The organism is Onishia taeanensis, from assembly GCF_013349955.1.
Lineage (GTDB): Bacteria > Pseudomonadota > Gammaproteobacteria > Pseudomonadales > Halomonadaceae > Onishia > Onishia taeanensis_B.
This window is the reverse complement of sequence record NZ_JABVXC010000010.1, coordinates 40,190-53,540: the sequence shown is the minus strand read 5'-3', so window position 1 is coordinate 53,540 and position 13,351 is coordinate 40,190. Positions and strand designations below refer to the sequence as shown.

Genomic DNA, 13,351 nt, shown 5'->3' with positions numbered 1-13,351 from the left:
GGAAGGGTTAGGCCCCGGCAACGTGGCCGGGACCCTAGCTAACCGTTTGCTGTGCTGAACTTATTCTTGTGCGCCTTCCTTCGCATCGCGGTAGTTCTGGAGAATCTGCATGCCCTGGGGGCCGGCGCGATCGACCCACTCTTCGGTCATCATGCTGCCGATGTCTTGTAATGCCTTGGCCAGTTCCGGGGTAGGCTCGCTGACGGTGATGCCGTTTTCCTTGAGGGTCGCCAGGGCGTCCTGAGTTTCCTGGCGGCTCATGTCCCAGCCGCGCTGCTCGGCTGTCTTGGCGGCCTCGAGTACGGCCTGCTGGGTCGCTTCATCCAGGCGTGAGAAGGCTCGCTCACTGACGATCACCATGTTCTTGGGCAGCCACAGCTGGGCGTGGTTGAAGTGGCTCAGATAGTCCCAGGCCTTGGTGTCGGCGCCGGTGGCCGGCGAGGTCACCATGGCATCGACACGGCCGGTGCTGAAGGCGGTGGGGATGTCCGGCACCTCGATTTGCGTCGGCACGGCATTGGCCAGGCTCGCCAGGCGCTCGCTCGAGGTGTTGTAGGCGCGCATCTTGAGGTTGCGCAGATCCTCAATCTTCTCGACCTCACTCTGGGTGTAGATGCCCTGCGGTGGCCAGGGTACGGCGAATAGCAGGCGCAGCCCCTGTTTCTCGAGCTCCTCGCCGATGATCTCGCGAGAGGCCTCCCACAGTGTCCAGGCATCTTCGTAGTTGGCCGCCAGATAGGGCACCGAGTCGACCTCGAAAATCGGATTCTCGTTGGCCAGACGCGACATGATCAGCTCCCCCGCCGGGACGATGCCGCGACGGACTGAGTTCTTGATCTCAGCATGATCGATCAGCGAGCCGTTGGAGTGCACGGTGATATCGAGCTCACCGTCGGTGGCGTCGCGTACGTCATCGGCAAATTCGCGAATGTTCACGGTATGGAAGGTGCGGTCGCCATAAGGGGTTGGCATGTCCCATTCGGTGGCGGCCTGGGCGTTGGAGGCAAGCGTCAGGCTCGCGGCGGCAACACCGAAGCTGACGAGACTTGCGCTGGCAAAGGTCTTGGCGGTCATCGAAAAATCCTCATTGTTATTGGCGAGGTTGTTATCGGGGCATCGGTACATGGCCAAGCATCACATGGATACGGCGGAACCAAGGTACGAGAGGAAGCCTAGGTTGAGATAGTCGTCGGCGTCAACGATATTTCGACTATTTAGTAGCGTTTTAATAACAAAATGTAGATAAATTATTTTGCCTAGGCGTGCGATAGCTAGGTCGAGGAGGTAAAAAAGAGTGGAGTCCCGGTTCGTCAGCTTGCGTATCGCGAGAGGTAGGTAGGGTGGACACGGCCCCGGCGAGCCGGAGACAAGGGGTCAGACCAGTCCGCGGGCGTGCATCAGGTCGGTAATGATCGGCACCGGCGTCATAATGTGATCGCGCGTCAGGTCCCCGGCCCGCTTGGCATCGCGGGCGAGTATCGCATCGACGAGGTCGGCATGCTCCTGGCGCTTGGCCGCCAACGCCCGGTCGGAAAATACCGTTTGGCAGAGCCATAGGTGGCGATAGCGAGCGGCCTGGTCGAAAAGGCTCTCTCGAGCTATCAAAAGCTGGCGCGAACCACAGCCGGCCACCAGGGCGCTGTGGAAGGCCTGGTGTCGCCTGTCCCAGATGTCGAGCATTTCATCCGCACCATGTACCTCGGCCACCTTGGCCAGCGTGTGGGCCTTGGCCAGTATCTCTGCCTCCCAGGTGTCGTCGCCGCGCTCGATAGCCAGTTGCACCAGCATGGCCTCGAGCTGGGACCGGGCATCATAGATATCGGCAAGCTCCTCGATCGACATGGGGGCCACGCGATAGCCGCGCTGACTGATGGCCACCACCAGGTGCTCGGATACCAGCTGTGACAGAGCTTCACGCAGGGGACTGATGCCGAGGGCATATCGCTCTTTCAGACGACTCATCAAGAGTTTCTCACCCGGCTGGTAGACTCCACAGATGATGTCCTGCTTGAGCCAGGCATAAGCACTGATTCCCATGTTCTGGCGAGGCGTGCCTTGCTGTGTGCTGCTCTGGCGTGGGGGCTTGTCCTTGTGTGGGGACTTGTCCGTGGGGGATGAGTGATCCATTGGCGCTATCCATCGCGGGGTGGTGACAATATCAACATGATACCCAATCCGCAGGGAGCGAGCATATCGTCGCGGAGAGTCACTATTTTTCACGAAAGATTAAAATATCTATATTTTTAATATGCTGTTGTTATTACGCCTGACTATGGGTCCAACATTGGCCGAGCAGGCTTTTTGCAGGCCCTGGGCGGCTTGAGGGTTGCTTTGTCATGCCGGCGCCATGGGAGCGTATCACCACCAATGGCCTTGACGTCGACACCCGTCAGCGTCTGCAACGTGCCTTCGCTGGCGGCGACTTCTGCACCCCCCGTCGGCGAGTACATCGTCGATCGAGTCAAGGGGCGCTTGGCTGATATGTGCTGAACCGAGCTGCAGAGTAGCGCTGCTGAAAACGACAAAGGCGCTCACTCCTTGCGCTGACGCAGCTCGCACCAGGCCGCATAGGTGCTGAGGAAGATTCGTCCGCTAAGGCTATCCAGTAAATCGCTTTGCTTGAGCTTGTCCATCACCGGTCCTTTGACCTCGGCCAGGTGCAGGGTGACCCGGGAGTCTTTCAGGCGCTGATTGATGGCATCGAGGCTCTCGAGGGCCGAGGCGTCGATCAGGTTGACCGCCGAGCAGATCAGGACGACATGCTCGACCTCAGGGCGGTTGGCAATCAGGGCATAGACGGTATCTTCCAAATAGCGGGCGTTGGCGAAGTAGAGGCTCTCATCGATGCGCAGCAGTGCTACATGGCTATCGCTTTCGACATCATGGCGGGTGATGTTGCGGAAATGCTCGGTTCCCGGCACGCGTCCGACCAGGGCGCTGTGGGGGCGACTGGTGCGATACAGGAAGAGGCCGATCGACAGCGCTACCCCGGCAATGATCCCCGCTTCAACCCCTTCGACCAGGGTCAACAGGATGGTGGCCGCCATGGCGGAAAAGTCGCTGCGCGAATAGCGCCAAGTCTGGCGGATCATCTTTACGTCGACCAGGGTCAGGATGGATACCGTGATGGTGGCGGCCAGAGTGGCCACCGGGAGATGGTAAAGTAACGGCGTTAACGCCACGGTCACCAGGGCAATGCCGATGGCGGCGATAGTGCCGGCGGCAGGGGTCTGGGCGCCGGCATCGAAGTTGATCACGGTCCGAGATAGTCCACCGGTGACCGGCATGCCCGCTGACACGGCGGCCGCGATATTGGCGGTGCCCAGCCCGATAAGCTCCTGATTGGGCGAGATACGCTGGCGGCGCTTGGCGGCCAGCATCTGGCCCATGGACACCGATTCGACGAATCCGACTACGCTCAGCAGCAGGGCGGGTATCAGCAGTTCGTGCCACAGGGAAAGATCGAGGACGGGCAGCGTCAGAGGCGGTAAGCCGCGGGGAATGTCGCCGACCACGGCAACGCCCTGATTGGCGAGATCGAAACGCCAAGTCACCAGCGTGGTCACGATCACGGCAAACACTGGCCCTGCCTTGGCCAGCAGATCGGCGGCTCCCACGGGCAGACCTATCGCGCGCAGGCCCTGGCGGCCGTGGCGGCGCATCAGGACCAGGAAGGCGAGACTACCGGCTCCGATGGCAAGCGTCGCGGCATGTGTATCGGTCACGCCCGTAATCAAGTTCGGCAACAGCTCGGCGACGGTAAAGCCCCTAGCCGAAATGCCTAGTAGATTGGCGATCTGGCTGGTCGCAATCAATAGCCCCGATGCGGTAAGGAAACCGGAAATCACCGGGTGGCTGAGAAAATTGGCGAAAAAGCCAAGCTTGAGGACCCCCATCAGCGTCAGCATAAGACCCGAAAGCAGCGCCAGTACCATCGCCGCCTGCAGATATTCCGCGCTGCCGACTATCGCCACGGGCGCCAGGGCAGCGCCGGTCATCAGCGCAAGTATTGCGACCGGTCCCACCGCCAGAGTGCGGCTGGTCCCGAACAGCGTATAGGCCAATAGCGGCAGTATGCTGGCATAAAGCCCGACCACTGGTGGTAGTCCGGCGATGATGGCATACGCCAGCGACTGGGGAATGACCATGATGCTGACGATGATGCCGGCCACCAGATCGGCCGCAAACAAGCGGCCCGTGTAGTGAGGAAGCCAGGTCAGGATGGGAAGGTAGCGCTTTAGCATGGGCTCTACTTTTGGCTGGCAACGGCGGGAGCCGTGCGTGCACGAGATGTCCAGGCCGACCATGAGTAGAGCGCCAGGCCTACCCAGATCAGCAGAAAGCTCGTCAGTTGCAGCGGCGCCAGGGGTTCATGGAACACCAGCAGGGCGATACCAAACTGGATGCTCGGGTTGATGTACATCAGAAAGCCGAGGGTGGCCAAGCGTAGTCGTCGGGCTGCACCGGCAAAGGCCAGCAGCGGCAGGGCGGTAATCACCCCGCTGGTGATCAATAGCACCGTCTTGGTTGGGGTTTCCAGGAAGTGTCCACTGCCCTGGACGCCTAGCCAAGCGACAGCGGCCAGGGCCACCGGGAATAGCAACAGTGTTTCGACGAATAGCCCCGACAGGCCATCCAGCGGTACCTGTTTGCGCAGCAACCCATAGGTGCCAAAGGAGAAGGCCAGCGCCAGGGTGATCCAGGGCAGCTCACCCAGGCCCAGCAGCTGAATGGCGATGGCGATGCCAGCGAGGATGACCGCCACGCCCTGCAGACGGTGCATGCGTTCGCGCAGCACCAGCATACCCAGTGCTACATTGACGAGTGGTGTCAGAAAGTAGCCCAGGCTTGCTTGGAGCACCTGACGGCTTTCCACAGCATAGATATAAATGCCCCAGTTGATGCCAATCAACACCGCGCAGGCCAGCACCCGTCCGAGGCGCCGGGGCTCTTTTAGTGCACCGATGACTGGTGACCAGCGTCCCAGGGCGCTAACGAGTATCACCAGAAACAGGCATGACCAGAGCACACGGTGCGGCAGGATCTCGAGGGCCGGCACGCCATCGAGGAGGGCAAAAAACAGCGGGAAACAGCCCCACATGATATAGGCGCCCAGGCCAAATGTGACCCCCTTGGCAGCCTCTGGGTCGCGGGGTAAGGAAGTCGTCGTTTGTCCCATTGCTGCGTCCCTGCATCGCCTCGTAAAAGCCCTAAGCTAGCATAACGCTTGCATCAGCCCCAGCCGATGTTGATAGCGCGGGGCCAGCACCGCTCTTTCATCGGCAGGCGCACGACGACACGAGGCGGTCGAGACCGTTACGATAGGAACAGACTGGGTTGAATAACGGAGGGCATGTCATGAGCGACTTGAGAACCACTCTGGTGCAGTGCGACTTGCGCTGGGAAGACCCCGATGCCAACTGCGACATGCTCGAGGAGCTGCTCGGCGACCTGGGGTCGGCCGACACGGACCTGATTGTGCTGCCTGAGATGTTCGCTACCGGCTTCACCATGAACTCTCGGGAGATGGCCGAGCCCATGGCTCAGAGTAGAACCGTCGCCTGGCTTAGGCAGCAGGCAAGGTCGCGTGGCTGCGTGGTAACAGGCAGCGTTGCCATCGAGGATAACGGTAACTGTTACAATCGCCTGATATGGGCGCGGCCTGACGGTAGCATCACCCACTATGACAAGCGTCACCTGTTCCGTATGGCCGGGGAGCATGAACGCTATGGTGCTGGTGACGAGCGAGTGATCGTCGAACTCAAAGGCTTCCGACTGCTGCTGTCAGTCTGTTATGACCTGCGCTTTCCTGTATGGGTGCGTCAGCATCCGGATCACGAGGAGCATTTCGAGTACGACGTACTGCTGTGCATCGCCAATTGGCCGGCGCCGCGCCGCCAGCCATGGCGCACCCTCCTGGCAGCCCGGGCGATCGAGAATCTTGCTTATGTGATTGGCGTCAACCGCGTTGGTGAAGATGCCAAGGGTCTTGCCTATGCCGGTGATTCCATGCTGTTGGATTTCAAGGGCGAGTCCATAGTCGACCGTCCCCGTGATCAGCCTTTTCTGTACACCGCGACTCTCGAACGACAGCCGCTCGAGGATTTTCGCGACAAGTTTCCCGCCTGGCGGGATGCCGATGATTTTGAGGTTTCTCTTTAATGCGTTTGGACAAGTTTCTCAGTGACACCACCGACCTGACCCGCAGTCTGGCCAAGAAGGCCATGCATCGGGAAGAAGTCATGGTCGATGGTGTCGTCGTCAAGAACCCGGCTACCCAGGTCGGCTCGCACAACACGGTGAGCTGGCTGGGGCAGACGCTGGCATTGGTTGGGGTACGCTATGTGATGCTTCACAAGCCCGCCGGCGTCGAGTGCAGCGCTCGTCGCGGTCTTTACCCTCTGGCCCATGAGCTCATCGAGCTGCCCAAGGCAGAGCGGATGAACACAGTAGGGCGCCTGGACGTCGACACCACCGGCCTGGTGCTGATGACGGACGATGGTCAATGGTCGCATCGCATCACTTCGCCCAAGCGGCGTTGCGAGAAGGTCTATGAGGTGACCCTTGCCGAGTCGCTTCACGGTGAGGAAGTCCAGCGTGCGATAGAGGCATTTCAGGAGGGTGTGCTGCTTGACGGCGAGGAACAGCCGACCAAGCCGGCCACGCTCGAGATGCTTGGCTCTCATCAGGCCAGGCTGGTACTGATCGAAGGCAAGTATCATCAGGTCAAGCGCATGTTCGCCGCGATCGGTCATCATGTGACGGGCCTGCACCGTTCCTCCATCGGTCCGATTGAGCTGGATGCCGCCTTGGCTCCCGGAGAGTGGCGACACCTAAGCGAGGAAGAAATCGCCGCTTTTTAAGGCGATCCACACCGAGTAAGTATACCGTTATCTTGCTCGGTGTGATTTTGCGTATTGGGGCCTGGATTGAGAGAGCCTGAATTGAGCGCGCGTGATGGAGAGCAAGTCTTGAGTGGCAGGCCTGGAGAGAAAGTTCTGGAGAGAGGGTTCTAGAGAGAGTTCTAGAGAGAGTTCTAGAGAGAAAGGCCAGAAAAGCCACTCGGCTTTGCTAGATCAAAACCGGAAAATCAGTGAGGCGGTGGCCATGGTCAGGTGCTTGAGGTCGTTGGAGTCGATGACCTCGTATTCCATTTGCCCAATCAAGGAGCGGTGTAGCCGCATGTTGGCCCCCATGCCGTAGAGAGGAGCGGTACCACCTAGGGACCCTGACGAATCGGGGGAATTGGTGTCTCCGCGCCATTCTGCGAGCCCAGATTTGGCAAAGACGCCCACTCGCCCCATTTTTACACCGGCCAGCAGGCTGCCGTTTACGCTAATGGTGTCAAGGAGGGTGGGAGAGCCATCGAGTGATACAGAGACATTGTTGCTCTCTAGGTATGCAAGCTCTGCGCCGAATTCCAGGTGCGGAAGGCGAGAGAAGAAATAGCCTGCCATTACCCGAAAGCCGCTGGTATCGCCGTTGGCAGTACTCACTTGGCTTCCGCCAATTGTCAGACCATTGTCCAGAGTAAGGCCGCCGCCTTCGGCGTCCGCGTAGATCGAGCGGTTGTCAGGCTTGGCGGCCAATGCCGAGAAGCTAGTGCCCAGTAGACAGAGCAACGTCAAATGAATTAGCCAGCGGCTCAACGTTGGGGGCGTCATGTGATGTTCGCCTTTGCGTGGACCCCGGGAGAGTCAGCCATTAATCAGCTTAAAGCTTAGTGCTGGGAACGAAGTTTATCTACTTTTTGTCGCTCAGGGTCTTGGCGCTGTCACCGGCCTTCGCCTTGAATTTGCTGCGCAGGGTGAACAGCAGCGACTTGAAGGCCTGCGTCAATACAAAAACTACCCAGGCCGCCGTCGCGAGGATATTGACCATCAGCATTTTCTGGCTGCCGCTTAGCGGCGTAGCCAGGAGTCCCTCGACCACCACTGCAAAGAATAGCGCCATCAGCAAGGGGAGGGCGAAAAGGTGCATCTGCATCTCAGTGCGCCGACGGCGGACCCGGAAGCGGCGCAGGGTGATGCGCATCGGGCGGTGGCCCCAACTGACCACTAGGATGGTCGCGACCAGGGTCAAGGCCGCCACCGTTGGCATCGCCGAGCCATCCCAGACCGAGAAACTGACCGACCAGGCCAGGGCCAGCCACATGGCGCCCTCCAGGGCGGCAATGATATCGGCTGATTGGCGAACCCTTGGCATGTTGTCTCTCCCTAAATAAAGGCCACCATAATACGTAACCCGATGGGACTTGTCGCAAGCCGTTAGCGTAAGTGTTGCCGCTCTGAAGGCTAGCCGCTTCCGCTAACAACCGGGTTTGTCGGATCGTCTTGGGGCCACGCGGTGGGGGCGAGACGTTATACTATGCCCCCGCCATCCACTACACAGGATCCGCCGTGAATCAACTGACCATCACCACCCCCGACGATTGGCACCTGCACCTGCGCGATGACGAACCGCTTGAGGCGGTCTTGCCCTACAGCGCTCGCCAGTTTGCCCGGGCGATCATCATGCCCAACCTGACTCCACCGGTCACTACCACCGAGCAGGCACTGGCCTACCGGGAACGCATCCTGGCAGCGCTGCCTGAAGGGGTGAGCTTCGAGCCGCTGATGGTGCTCTACCTCACCGACAACACCCCGGCTGAAGAAATAGAGCGGGCCGTGGCTAGCGGTGTGATCAAGGCGGTCAAGCTGTATCCTGCTGGCGCTACCACCAACTCATCTTCTGGCGTGACTGATATTCGCCACTGCGATGCGGCCATCGGCGCCATGGCACGTATGGGCTTACCCCTGCTGGTTCATGGCGAGGTAACCTCGCCGGAGATCGATATCTTCGATCGTGAGGCCATCTTCATCGATCAGGTCATGACACCGCTACTCGAGCGCCATCCGAGCCTCAAGGTGGTGTTCGAGCACATCACCACCGCGGATGCGGTGAACTTCGTGCGCCAGGCGTCGGATAATGTCGCCGCCACCATCACCGCGCACCACCTGCTGTTCAACCGCAACCATATGCTGGTCGGCGGTATCCGCCCGCACTATTTCTGTCTGCCGGTGCTAAAGCGTGAGACTCATCGCGCAGCGCTGATCGAAGCGGCGACCTCCGGTTCTCCCAAGTTCTTTCTGGGCACGGATAGCGCGCCCCATGCAAGGGGGGCTAAGGAGTCCGCTTGTGGCTGTGCTGGTGCCTTCACCGCCCCCGCAGCCCTGGAACTCTACGCGACCGCCTTTGAGCAGGCAGGTGCATTGGATAAGCTCGAGGGATTCGCCAGCCACTTCGGTGCGGACTTCTATGGACTGGCGCGCAACCAGGGCACGGTCACTCTGATGCGTGAGGACTGGCAGCTGCCAGACGCGCTTGACTATGTCGGCGATGAGGTGATCGTGCCGCTTATGGCGGGAGAGACGCTTGGCTGGAAACTGGCTGGCGCCTGAAATACGCATGCCACATGAACGACAGCTCAATGGCGACCGACTTATGATGGCTTTCACATGACTGGTGCACCCACCACGCTGCCCATCGAGGACCGTCTGCCGGCTATCCGTGAAGCGATGGCCGGGCATTCCCGGGCCCTGCTGGTTGCCGAGCCCGGCGCCGGCAAGACCACTCGGGTGCCGCTTGCCCTGCTCGACGAGCCCTGGTGCCGTCAAGGCAAGCTGCTGCTGCTCGAACCGCGCCGTGTGGCGGCAAGGCTTGCTGCGCGCTACATGGCCGAGCAGCTCGGTGAGCCGCTTGGCGAGACGGTGGGCTATCGCATGCGGGGCGAGAGTCGGGTGGGGCCCAATACGAAGCTAGAGGTCATCACCCAGGGAGTGCTGACGCGTCTCTTGCAGAATGACCCGATGCTCGAGGGCGTGGCCGGGATCATCTTCGATGAATTCCACGAGCGCAGCCTGGAGGCGGATCTGGGGCTGGCGCTGACCCTGGATGCGCAGCAGGGGCTTCGCGATGATCTGCGCTTGCTGGTGATGTCGGCGACCCTGGACGTGGACGCGCTGAAGCAAGTGCTGGGTGATGCGATCCCACTGATCGATTGTCCCGGCCGCACTTATCCGGTCACCACGCATTACCGACCTGTGAATGGGCGTGAGGATGCTGCTCGTCAGCAGGCCGCGGTCGTGCGTGAGGCTTTGGCTGAGAATGAGGGTGACCTACTGGTGTTCCTGCCCGGTGTCGGCGAGATTCGCCGCCTGGTGCGGGCGTTATCGAGCCTCGGTGATGACGTCTTGTTGCTCGAGCTACATGGCCGTTTGCCCCTGGCGCAGCAGCAACAGGCACTGAGCCGAGACGATCAGGGACGACGACGGGTGGTGTTGGCCACCGCCATCGCCGAGTCCAGTGTGACCGTGGATGGCGTGCGAGTGGTGATCGATGGCGGCTTCGAGCGGGTGCCGGTCTTTCAGCCTCGCCTTGGCCTGACGCGATTGGCCACCCAGCGCCTCAACCGGGCCAGCGCTGATCAGCGGCGTGGCCGTGCCGCTCGACAGGGGATGGGGGTATGTTACCGACTATGGGCCGATGAACAGCCGTTGCCGGCTCACGGTGACCCCGAGATCTTGCAAGCCGACCTGGCGCCGCTGGCCTTCGAGCTGGCGCGCTGGGGGATTCAAGATGCCGGGATGCTCGATTGGGTTACGCCGCCGCCTGCCGGGCCCTTGGCGGCGGGACGCGCGCTACTGGTGCGGCTTGGCGTGCTCGATGACCAGCACCGGCTGACGGCGTTGGGGCGTGGCTGTAGCCGCTGGCCTTGTCATCCGCGCCTGGCGGTGATGCTCGAGCGAGCGAACGAACTGGGTGTCATGCCGCTGGCCTGCTGGCTAGCGGCGCTACTCGAATCCCGGGCAGGTGGCGATGCGCGTGATCTTTCGGTGACGCTGTCGCAGTTGCCCGATCGCGATACCCGCGGCAGCGATGTGCAGTGGTACCGGGATGCCAAGCGTCTGGCCGGTGTGGCTCAGTGCGGCCTCAAGGTGGCGTCACAGGAGCTGCTTGGCGCGTTGCTGGCGTTGGCCTATCCCGAGCGGGTGGCGCTCTTCCAGGCCCCAGGGCGCTTCAAGCTGGCCGCCGGCAACCTGGCGCTGCTCGATGCCGATCATCCGCTTGCCCATTGTGAGGCGCTGGTGGCAGCGGAGTTGGACGGTCAGGCGCAGGGGGCGAAGATCTATCGCGGTGCGGCCCTCAGTCTATCGCGTCTCGAGACGCTTTTTCCCCAGACCCGCATGTTTCGCCCTCGGCTTGAATGGAACGAGGAAGAGGGACGGCTGATCGGCGAGGAGGTGCGCTCGCTGGGGGAGCTGGTGCTGGAGCGTCGACCCTTGACGACCCTGCCCGCCGAGGCGGTGCGCGAGGCGCTGCTGGCGGCAGTGCGTCGCCGCGGTCACCTGGCCCTCGATGCCAAGGCCGAGCAGCTGCTGGCGCGAGTCGCCCTGCTGCGGCGGACCCTGGGCGATCCCTGGCCCGACTGGTCCCAGCCGGCTCTGCTCGGCGATCTGGAGGACTGGCTGGCACCTTACCTCGATGGGGTGCGACGGCTCGACAAGCTCGACCGTCTGCCGCTGGCAACCATCCTGCTGGACCGACTCGACTGGCCGCAGCGTCAGGCTCTCGATGATTTGACGCCGACCCACTTGTCCGTGCCGAGTGGCTCCAGGGTTCGTCTCGACTATACCGGGGCCGAACCGGTGCTGGCGGTCAAGCTGCAGGAGCTGTTCGGGCTTGCCGAAACGCCGTGTATCGCCGGTGGCCGAGTGCCGGTGCTGCTACACCTGCTGTCGCCGGCGGGCCGGCCCCTGCAGGTGACTCGGGATCTGGCGAGTTTCTGGGCCAATGGCTATTTCGAGGTGCGCAAAGACATGCGCGGGCGCTACCCCAAGCACCCCTGGCCCGAAGACCCCTGGGCTGCCCAGGCCACCGCCCGCACCAAGCACGCAAGACGTCAATAGCTCGTCTCTTCAGGCATTGCTAGCCGCGGTTGATCCGCCTTCGAGTGACTTCACGAAGACGGTCAGGGCGTGAATGCCATCGCGGACCTTTTCGAGGCCGGGATCTGCGATCACGGAGCCTGAGGTGGCGAGCAGAGCCTCGCCATCGAAGTCGACGTAGGCCAGGCGTGCCGTGAGTCGCTCGGCTGGAGCGCCGAAGGCGGCGCCTGGCAGCAGCGCTACACCGCATTCCTCGAGCAGCGCCTGGGTCAGTTCACTACCGGTCGTGATGCCTCGCTGGGCAAGAGCCTGGCGGTGCGCCTCGAAATCCGGGTAGAGGTAGAAGCCGCCGTCGGGCGCATGGGTGCGGATACCCGCGGCATCGAGCTCTTGAGCGGCCCACTGACCGACCTCGGTGAGAATCTGACGCTGACGATTGATATAGGCCTCCAGTGCCGGTGTGCGCTGGTAGGCAACGCAGGCCGCCTGTTGCACAGGGCTTGCAACGCTCGACCAGGTCTCGGATGCGATGCCGAGCAACCGTGAGAACAGCGCCTCGCCCAGCGCAGCCGGCACATGCATGGCACCGAAGCGCCAGCCGCCTGCGCCGCACCATTTCGACAGGCCGGTGGTGGTCACGGTGCCTTCCGGGTAGTCCCGGGCGAAGGCGCGATGGCTGCCGTCATGGTCGAGCACGCCGTAGATCTCGTCGGATAGTACCAGCAGGTCATGGTGTCTAGCCACGTCAGCAAGCTTGGCCTGCTCGGCATGATCAAGCGATAGGCCGGTGGGGTTGCCGGGCTGGTTGAGAATCAGCAGGCGCACCCGGTTGCTCGGTTCGTCGCGATCGGATAGGGCTGCCTCGAGCGAGGCAGCGTTGATCTGCCAGCGGCTCTCGAAACTGCACGTCACGCGGCGGGTGGCAAGATGACACATCCGCGCCTGAGGCGCGTAGGAGACCCAGGCGGGGTCAGGAATCAGTACCTCGGCGTCGGCGGGCAGTGCCTTCATCAGAGCGAACAGCAGAAGCTTTGAGCCCGGGGCCAGAAGCATTTCCTCGGCTTGCCAGTCGACGCCGTCCACCTCGCGATGAAAGGCAGCCACCGCTTCACGGGCCTCAGCCAGGCCCTGGACCGGCAGGTAGGCCTTGTCGGCAGCATGGGCGGCCAGGGCTTCGACGGCTGGAGTGAAGACTGGGAAGGGCGACTGCCCGAAGCCAAACTTCACGATCCGCTCACCGCCGGCCTCGCGCAACCGTGTCTGCTCATTGATCAGCAACGTGTCTGAGGCACGGGGAGCCTCGCCGGCATTGAGGCGTTGCGTCAATGTCGACTTGCTGACGGGTGCGGGGGGAACCTGGTGGTTGGACGAGGGAGAGGGCATGGCAGCCTCCTGAGGCGTTGCTCTTGTCTGTGGTGTCGGGT

11 protein-coding genes are annotated in these 13,351 nt (G+C 61.8%); 4 read left to right on the top strand and 7 right to left on the bottom strand.

The genetic code is table 11. The features are described from left to right. Positions 1-60: 60 nt before the first annotated feature. The 4 genes from HUS66_RS12190 to rarD form a co-directional block, all read right to left on the bottom strand. Positions 61-1,074, bottom strand: coding sequence for a TRAP transporter substrate-binding protein (locus HUS66_RS12190; protein WP_175071184.1), 1,014 nt, complete (start codon positions 1,072-1,074; stop codon positions 61-63). A 300-nt stretch (positions 1,075-1,374) separates the two neighbouring features. After that, on the bottom strand, positions 1,375-2,037 hold the full coding sequence (csiR, locus tag HUS66_RS12185; RefSeq protein ID WP_254628816.1) for a DNA-binding transcriptional regulator CsiR: 663 nt from the start codon (positions 2,035-2,037) through the stop codon (positions 1,375-1,377). A gap of 494 nt (positions 2,038-2,531) precedes the next feature. Then, entirely contained in the window at positions 2,532-4,244 is a 1,713-nt protein-coding gene (locus tag HUS66_RS12180; protein WP_175071182.1) for a SulP family inorganic anion transporter, read from the bottom strand. A gap of 5 nt (positions 4,245-4,249) precedes the next feature. Beyond that, positions 4,250-5,179, bottom strand: coding sequence for an EamA family transporter RarD (gene rarD, locus HUS66_RS12175; RefSeq protein ID WP_175071181.1), 930 nt, complete (start codon positions 5,177-5,179; stop codon positions 4,250-4,252). Positions 5,180-5,358: 179 nt separating this feature from the next. Between rarD and HUS66_RS12170 the strand changes: the two genes are divergently transcribed. Both HUS66_RS12170 and HUS66_RS12165 read left to right on the top strand, forming a co-directional pair. Beyond that, positions 5,359-6,162, top strand: coding sequence for an amidohydrolase (locus HUS66_RS12170; RefSeq protein ID WP_175071180.1), 804 nt, complete (start codon positions 5,359-5,361; stop codon positions 6,160-6,162). Next, the gene (locus HUS66_RS12165; RefSeq protein ID WP_175071179.1) at positions 6,162-6,863 is read left to right on the top strand and encodes a pseudouridine synthase; all 702 of its coding nucleotides are present in this window, start codon (positions 6,162-6,164) and stop codon (positions 6,861-6,863) included. The genes HUS66_RS12170 and HUS66_RS12165 overlap by 1 nt, the downstream gene beginning before the upstream one ends. A gap of 213 nt (positions 6,864-7,076) precedes the next feature. Here HUS66_RS12165 and HUS66_RS12160 read toward each other — a convergent pair whose 3' ends face one another. Continuing rightward, positions 7,077-7,664, bottom strand: a complete 588-nt coding sequence (locus tag HUS66_RS12160) for an outer membrane beta-barrel protein (RefSeq protein WP_175071178.1) — start codon at positions 7,662-7,664, stop codon at positions 7,077-7,079. Positions 7,665-7,743: 79 nt separating this feature from the next. Then, positions 7,744-8,205 (bottom strand): hypothetical protein, encoded by a 462-nt coding sequence (locus tag HUS66_RS12155; protein WP_175071177.1) that lies wholly within the window; start codon positions 8,203-8,205, stop codon positions 7,744-7,746. Between the two features lie 194 nt (positions 8,206-8,399). On the opposite strand from HUS66_RS12155, the gene pyrC reads away from it, so the two are divergent. Beyond that, entirely contained in the window at positions 8,400-9,440 is a 1,041-nt protein-coding gene (gene pyrC, locus HUS66_RS12150) for a dihydroorotase (RefSeq protein ID WP_175071176.1), read from the top strand. 57 nt (positions 9,441-9,497) lie between these two features. Further along, on the top strand, positions 9,498-11,948 hold the full coding sequence (gene hrpB, locus HUS66_RS12145) for an ATP-dependent helicase HrpB (protein WP_175071175.1): 2,451 nt from the start codon (positions 9,498-9,500) through the stop codon (positions 11,946-11,948). A 9-nt stretch (positions 11,949-11,957) separates the two neighbouring features. Here the strand turns inward: hrpB and HUS66_RS12140 are convergent, their stop codons facing one another. Next, positions 11,958-13,310 (bottom strand): pyridoxal phosphate-dependent aminotransferase, encoded by a 1,353-nt coding sequence (locus tag HUS66_RS12140; RefSeq protein WP_175071174.1) that lies wholly within the window; start codon positions 13,308-13,310, stop codon positions 11,958-11,960. Positions 13,311-13,351: the final 41 nt, after the last annotated feature.